Origin of the sequence: Micromonospora sp. NPDC049580 (assembly GCF_040675595.1) — a bacterium.
GTDB lineage: Bacteria > Actinomycetota > Actinomycetes > Mycobacteriales > Micromonosporaceae > Micromonospora.
In genome coordinates, this window is sequence record NZ_JBFAPG010000356.1 from 1 (window position 1) to 6,687 (window position 6,687).

A 6,687-nucleotide genomic window follows, 5' to 3' on the forward strand; every position below is an offset into this window, starting at 1 on the left:
GCTCCCGGGCGGCCGCGGCGAGCAGACCGAGGACGGCCACCGACAGGGCCAGCCGGCGCTCGGGCCGGCAGCCCTCGCCGTCCAACGCCCGGCGCAGCAGGTGCCGTCGCGGCTCGGGCAGGGCGGCGGCCCGGTCGAGCACCGGATCGAGCAGGCGTTGCAGGCCGGCGTACGGCAGCGTCGCCTCCTCGGGCAGCCCGGCGCCGGCGAGGACGGTGCAGTCCTTCGCGTACCGGTGGGCGTAGGAGAGCAGCGCCGTCCGGCCCGAGCCCGGCTCGCCGTGCAGGAGCAGAGCCCCACCGCCGTCGGGCACGCCGTCGAGCAGAGTCCGGATGGCTTGGCACTGGTCGTCCCGGCCGCGCAACACGGTTATTTGCACTGAGTATGCAGTAACCATGCGTCCCAGTGTCACCCATCGGTCACCGGATGGAAAGAGGGGACGAGCCGGGATCAGTCGGTCGTGACCTCGGCGAGCAGCGCGCCGACCGTCCGGGACATCACCGCGCGGGCCTGGTCCACGCCCAGCCCGAGGCCGTAGCGCAGCATCGACCAGGCCGGCCACATGCTCGCCGCCACCACCGCGTTGAGCAGCTGCTCGCGCCCCCGCCCGGCGTTCGTCAGCTCGGCGGCGAAGAGGTGCTCGACCTCGTCGCGCACCCGGTCGATGTGCTTGAGGCGGTTGCGGTGCAGTTGGTCGGAGACCGGCTCGCGCATCTGCGCGGCCCGCGCCGACGGCGCGATGAGCTGGAGCAGCCGTGCCCGCTGCCGGCAGTACGCGTCGACCCGCTTGGCCAGCGGCAACGCGGGCGAGATCGGCCGGTAGGCGGCATCCTGCTGGCGCAGCACCTCGGCGCCGCTCGCCTCGAAGAGCGTCTCCATGTCCTTGAAGTTGGTCCAGAGTGTCCGCAGTGAGATGCCGGCCCGTTCGGCGATGCGCTCCCCGGTCGGCCGCAGGTCGCCCTCGGCGATGAGTGCCAGGTGCGCCTCGACGATGGCTGCCCGGGTGCGCTCGGCCCGGGCCGTCCGCCCGTCCACCCGCCCCGGGGCCTCGACCCTGTTCATCCGCCCCCGCCCCTTCACCGCCACGACGTCGCCCGGCTCCCCGCCGAGTCTAGACAGGCGATGATCAGGCACCTCCGAGCGCGCACGGGAGGTGTCATCCGGGCCGGCCGGCCAGCGTGACGCCACCGTCGCAGACGATGGTCTGTCCGGTGATCCAGGCGGCGTCGGGGCCGGCCAGGAAGGCGACCGCGCCCGCCACGTCCGGCGCGACACCGAGCCGACCGAGGGGGTACCGCGCCGCGACCTCGTCCTCGCGCCCCTCGTAGAGCACCGCGGCGAAGCGGGTCTTGACCACCCCGGGGGCGACGGCGTTGACCCGGATCGTCGGCCCCAGCTCGACGGCGAGACTGGCGGTGAGGTGGTTGAGCGCGGCCTTGCTCACGCCGTAGAGGGCGATGCCCGGCGACGGCGCGCGGCCGGCGATCGAGGAGACGTTGACCACGCAGCCGCCCCGCTCGGTCATGCCGGCGGCGCAGACCTCCTGTACCCAGCCCAGCGCGGCGACGAGGTTGACGTCGAGGATCTTGCGGGCGGCGGCCAGGTCCAGCTCGACCAGCGGGCCGTGCACGGGGTTGATGCCGGTGTTGTTGACCAGCAGGTCCACCGGCCCGAACGCCGCGCCGACCTGCCGCACCGCCTCGGCCCGGTGCTCCGGGTCGTCGGCCCGGCCGGGCACGGCCACGGCGTACGCGGGGCCGCCGAGGGCGACTACCGCGTCGGCGAGCGCCTCGGGACGGCGGGCGGTCAGACCCACCCGGGCGCCCTCGGCGACGAGTCGTCGGGCGATGGCCAGGCCGATCCCGCGACTGGCGCCGGTGACGATGGCGACCCGACCCGCGAGTCGACCTGAAATTGCATCCACAGTGCAGATAGTAGGAGGACTGATCGGTGTCGGTCAACGGCCGGCACCCGTCGGCGCCGCGCACGGAATCCGGGCACGCTCGTACGACCCGGAGGCGGTGACCCCCGGGTCGTACGAGGCGATGGCGGGCTCGTCAGGAGACGGTCGGCACCCCGTTCGCCGGCGGCGCGACCGGCGGGGCGCTGTACTCGGTGACCGGCCCGTCCCCGTCGTCGGTCTCGTACGTCGGCCCGAAGTAGCTCTGCACTCCCCCGCTCACCCGGCTCAACCGCTGCCCGCCGTAGCCGGAGTGGTCGTCGGCGGAGAAGCGCAGCGGCGCGAGCCCGGGGCCCTGGAAGCCGCCCTTCTGGACCGCGTCGAGCACCTTCTCGCGGGTGACGTCCTTGCCGGCGGCGAGGAGCACCTGCACGAAGAGGTAGCCGACCGACATGCCGTAGACGGTGTTGCCGTCGAACGGCGCGTCACCGTTGTGCGTCTTGTTGATCTTCGTGAAGAGCTGGATCCACGGGTTCGCGGTGTCGTTCTGCATCGGCAGGTAGTTGGTGCCGACCATGCCCTCCAGCAGCGGGGCGGCGGCACCGAGCTGCTTGGCCAGGGTCGGGTGGTCGGCGCCGACGTTGGAGACCAGCCACTGCGGCTTGAAGCCCAGCCGTGCGGCGGTGCCGATGGACAGCGCGGTGAAGCCGGGCACGGTCGCCAGCATGACGACCTGACAGCCGGCCGCCTTGAACGCGCCGATCTGCGGCGCGACGTTGGTGTTGCTGGTGACGTACGTCTGCTTGACGGCCACCGCCCCGGCGCCGAGCACCTTCTCCACGCCGGCCAGGCTGTCGCGGCCGAAGTCGTCGTCCTGACCGAGGAAGCAGACCTTCTGGCCGGCCAGGTTCGCCTTCGTGTAGTTGGCGAGGATCTTGCCCTCGATCGTGTAGTCCGGGTTGAAGCCGAACGTGCCGGGATACTTGTCGGGCTGGTCCCAGCTGCGGCTGCCGGAGGCGACGAAGAGATCGGGCACCCGGTTGGTCCTGAGGAAGTCGAGCACACCTGTGTGCGTCGGCGTGCCCAGGCCGTTGAGGATGGCGAAGACCTTGTCCTGCAGGACGAGCTGGCGTACCACCTGCTGGGTGTTCGCCGGGTTGTAGCCGTCGTCCATGATCTTGTAGGTGATCTTCCGGCCGTGCACGCCGCCGTTGGCGTTGACGTAGTCGAAGTACGCCTTCGTCGCCGGGGCGATCTTGGAGTAGCCGGCCGAGGCCGGTCCGGTGAGCGGCATGTGGGTGCCGACGACGATCTCGGTGTCGGTGACCCCCGGCACCGACCCCCCGCCGGAGGTGGGGCCGTCGTCGCCGCCACAGCCCGCGGCGGTGACGAGCAGGGCGATGGTGCTGGCGATCGCGAGACCGCGTCGTGCCGTACGGTGCATGGGAAACACCGACCTTTCTCGGTCCGGTTCTTCTGGGAACGGTGTGGTGGTGAGGCGCCCGGCCGAGGCCGGGCCGAGGACAGCTCAGGAACGCCGCGCCGGCCAGCGGGCCCGCAGCCCTCGGCCGAGACGGGACAGCAGACCCTGCACACCGCCGGGCGCGGCGATCATCACGACGATCAGCGTGCCGCCGAAGATCGCCAGCGGGAGGTTGCCCTCCAGCCGCTGCGCCACCGCCGGCGAAAGGGTGAGCAGCTCGGTCACGGAATGGGTGAGATCGGGCAGGGCGACCAGCAGCACGGCCCCCCACAGCGCGCCGGCGAGGCGACCGAGGCCACCGATCACCACCGCCATCAGCAGGAAGAGTGACAGGGTCAGCGAGAACGCCCCGGGCGAGACGCTCTGCGCGAGCATCGCGAGCAGTCCGCCACCGAGCCCGGCGGTGGCGGCACTGACCACGAAGGCGAGAACCTGCGTGCGGGCCACGTGGATGCCCGCGAGCCGGGCCGCCACCTCGTCGTCGCGGACCGCCCGGAAGGTCCGCCCGTACCGGCTGCGGATGAGGTTCGCCACCAGCAGCAGGGCCAGCAGGGTGGCAGCGCCCGAGAGCCAGAGCTGCCACCGCTCGTACGGGAAGTACGCGCCGAGCGCCATCGGCGGCGGCTCCACCGGCACCGACAGCCCCTGCTCGCCGTTGAACACGCCGTCGAAGGTGACGGCCAACGCCGGCACCACGACGGCCACGGCGAGCGTCACCCCGGCGAGGTAGGGCCCGCGCAGCCGGGCCGCCGCCACACCGACCACCGCGCCGACCGCGACCGTGCCCAGCACCGCCGCGACCAGCGACAGCGGCAACAGCCAACCGCCGGTCAACCCCCGGTCGGCGAACGCGTTCTGGCACAGGGCCACGGTGTACGCGCCGGTCGCCATCAACGCCCCGTGCCCCAGCGACAGCTGACCGTTGAGCCCGGTGAGGACGGTCAACCCGGCGGTGGCGCAGAGATACGCCGCCACCGTGGCGAGCTGGAAGTTGCGGAACGGCTCGACGGCGTAGCTGACCGCCACCAGCACCAGCCCCACCGCGAGCAGCACGGCGAGGTGCCGCAGCAGCGTGGAGCCGCGGCGCCCGCGGTCGACCGGACGGTCGCCGGTCTGGGCCGGCCGCTGCCTCGGCGGCAGGGCCGCCCGGGTGGCGCTCACACCCGCCTCGCCGCGACCGGGGCGAACAACCCGCCGGGCCGGACCAGCAGCACCGCCAGCAGCAGGACGAGCACCGCCAGCGGGGTGAGGTCGCTGCCGGCGTACCCGCTGACGTAGGAGAGCAGCAGACCCACCACCAGGCCACCGACCACCGCCCCCGGTGGACTGTCCAGCCCGCCGACCACCGCCGCGGTGAACGCCGAGACGAACACCAGGTCCATGGCGTGCGGGTGCAGGCCCAACTCGGTCGGGATGACAAGCATCGCGGCGAGCGCGCCCACGCCGGAGGCGAGCGCCCAGCCGAGCGTCAACATCCCGCCGACGTTGACCCCGAGCAGGCGGGAGACCTCCGGCGCGAAGGCCGCCGCGCGCATCCGCAACCCGACGGCGGTACGCGCGAACATCCAGGCCAACGCGCTGACCACCACCCCGATCGTGGCGAAGACGAACAGGTCGTACGGCGACAGCACGGCCACCCCGCCGACGGTGAGGGCGGACCGGCTGAACGGGACGTCGGCGGGGCGGAACTCGTTGCCGTACACCATGCCCAGCACGGCCTGGAGCACCAGCACCAGCCCGAGCGCGACGATGACCGGGTTGAGCGGCGACGCGTGGTCGACGTGCCGCATCACGACCCGGTCCACCAGCGCGCCGAGCAGCAGGCCGGCGACGATCGCGACCAGGAAGCCGAGCCAGTAGGAGCCGGTCGCGGCGGACACGGAGTACGCGACGTACGCGGCGGCGACGGCCATCGCCCCCTGGGCGAAGTTGACGACCCGCGCCGCCCGCCAGATGAGCACCAGCGCCAGCGCGAACGCGGCGTACACCGCGCCCCGCGACAGACCGTCGACGGTGAGGAAGACGAAGCGGTCCAACAGTCCTCCCTCCAGGGGACGAGGTGGGTCAGAAGCCGAGGTACGCGTGGCGCAGGTCGTCGTCGTCGCGCAGCGTGGCCGCCGGGGCGGCGATCACCACCTGGCCCAGTGACATCACGACGCCCTGGTCGGCCACGGCGAGCGCGCTGCGCACGTTCTGCTCGACGAGCAGCACGGTCAGGCCGGTGCGGTCGCGCAGGTGGCGCAGCAGCGCCATGGTCCGGGCGACCACCCGGGGCGCCAGGCCGAGCGACGGCTCGTCGAGCAGCAGCAGGCGCGGCCGGCCGACCAGCGCCCGGCCCAGCGCGAGCATCTGCCGCTCACCACCGGAGAGCTGGTGGCCGAGGTGCCGGCGACGCCGGGCGAGCGGCTCGAAGAGCTGGTAGACCTCGTCGAGGGCGCGGCCGGCGTCCGCCCGGTCACGCCGCCACAGCCCGCCGAGCCGCAGGTTCTCGTCGACAGTCAACTCGCTGATCACGCCCCGCCCCTCCGGCACGTGCGCCATGCCGCGCCGGACGAGCTGCTCCACCGGCGTACCCCGCAGGTCCTCCCCCGCGAGGACGACCTGGCCGGCGGCCGGACGGATCATGCCGGAGAGCGCCCGCAACAGCGTCGTCTTGCCGGCGCCGTTGGCGCCCACGACGGCGGCGATCGTGCCGGCCGGCACGGTGAGGTCGACCGCCCGCAACACCGGCGCGGCACCGTAACCGGCCACCAGCCCCCGCACCACGAGCAGATCGGCCGCGCTCACGCTGGGCCTTCCTTCGTTCGCGACCGCCCGGCTCGCGCGCCCCGCGCAGTCCTCGCGCTCACGAGGTCTCCTCGACGAGGGCACCGAGGTAGGCGTCGGCGACCGTCGTGTCGTCGCGGATCTCGTCCGGCGTGCCGGCGGCGATCACCCGGCCGAAGTCGAGCACCACGAGCTCGTCGCACACGGCCATCACCAGGTCCATGTGGTGCTCGACGAGCAGCACCGCGCACGGGTCGGCGTCGCGCTTGGGGAGCTGCCGCACCAGCTCGGCGAGCTCGGCGATGTCGTCGGCGCCGAGGCCGCCGGCGGGTTCGTCGAGCAGCAGCAGCCGGGGCCGCGCGGCGAGCGCGCGGGCCAGGGCGACCCGCTGGCGTACGGCGAAGGGCAGCGTGCCCGGCGCGGCGTCGGCGTGCCGGGCGATCCCCAGGTCGTCGAGGACGTCCAGGGCGTGCTCGCGCAGCCGGCGCTCGTCGCGGTCGCTGCGGGGCAGCCCGAGCAGCGCCGACCCGAAGCCGGC

At 73.4% G+C, this 6,687-nt stretch carries 8 protein-coding genes; all 8 read right to left on the bottom strand.

Going from position 1 to position 6,687, the window contains the following annotated elements:
• The coding region (locus AB0J68_RS23725) for an ATP-binding protein (RefSeq protein WP_363940509.1) at positions 1-397 on the bottom strand (397 nt) is incomplete at its 3' end.
• Positions 398-450: 53 nt separating this feature from the next.
• A complete protein-coding gene (locus tag AB0J68_RS23730) occupies positions 451-1,062 on the bottom strand; it encodes a TetR/AcrR family transcriptional regulator (RefSeq protein WP_354861826.1) in 612 nt (203 codons plus the stop codon).
• Between the two features lie 94 nt (positions 1,063-1,156).
• The gene (locus tag AB0J68_RS23735) at positions 1,157-1,924 is read right to left on the bottom strand and encodes an SDR family oxidoreductase (RefSeq protein WP_363940510.1); all 768 of its coding nucleotides are present in this window, start codon (positions 1,922-1,924) and stop codon (positions 1,157-1,159) included.
• Between the two features lie 133 nt (positions 1,925-2,057).
• Positions 2,058-3,344, bottom strand: a complete 1,287-nt coding sequence (locus tag AB0J68_RS23740) for an ABC transporter substrate-binding protein (RefSeq protein WP_355139960.1) — start codon at positions 3,342-3,344, stop codon at positions 2,058-2,060.
• An 84-nt stretch (positions 3,345-3,428) separates the two neighbouring features.
• A complete protein-coding gene (locus tag AB0J68_RS23745) occupies positions 3,429-4,544 on the bottom strand; it encodes a branched-chain amino acid ABC transporter permease (protein ID WP_354861831.1) in 1,116 nt (371 codons plus the stop codon).
• Positions 4,541-5,419, bottom strand: a complete 879-nt coding sequence (locus AB0J68_RS23750; protein WP_355066448.1) for a branched-chain amino acid ABC transporter permease — start codon at positions 5,417-5,419, stop codon at positions 4,541-4,543. Before AB0J68_RS23750 ends, AB0J68_RS23745 begins: the two co-directional genes overlap by 4 nt.
• A gap of 28 nt (positions 5,420-5,447) precedes the next feature.
• Complete coding sequence (locus AB0J68_RS23755) at positions 5,448-6,170, bottom strand: ABC transporter ATP-binding protein (RefSeq protein WP_363940511.1); 723 nt, start codon at positions 6,168-6,170, stop codon at positions 5,448-5,450.
• A 58-nt stretch (positions 6,171-6,228) separates the two neighbouring features.
• The coding region (locus AB0J68_RS23760; RefSeq protein ID WP_363940512.1) for an ATP-binding cassette domain-containing protein at positions 6,229-6,687 on the bottom strand (459 nt) is incomplete at its 5' end.

Excerpts from the sequence above, each read along its gene's own strand:
- AB0J68_RS23730 (WP_354861826.1), bottom strand. The coding sequence starts at position 1,062 with ATGAACAGGGTCGAGGCCCCGGGGCGGGTGGACGGGCGGACGGCCCGG.
- AB0J68_RS23740 (WP_355139960.1), bottom strand. The coding sequence starts at position 3,344 with ATGCACCGTACGGCACGACGCGGTCTCGCGATCGCCAGCACCATCGCC.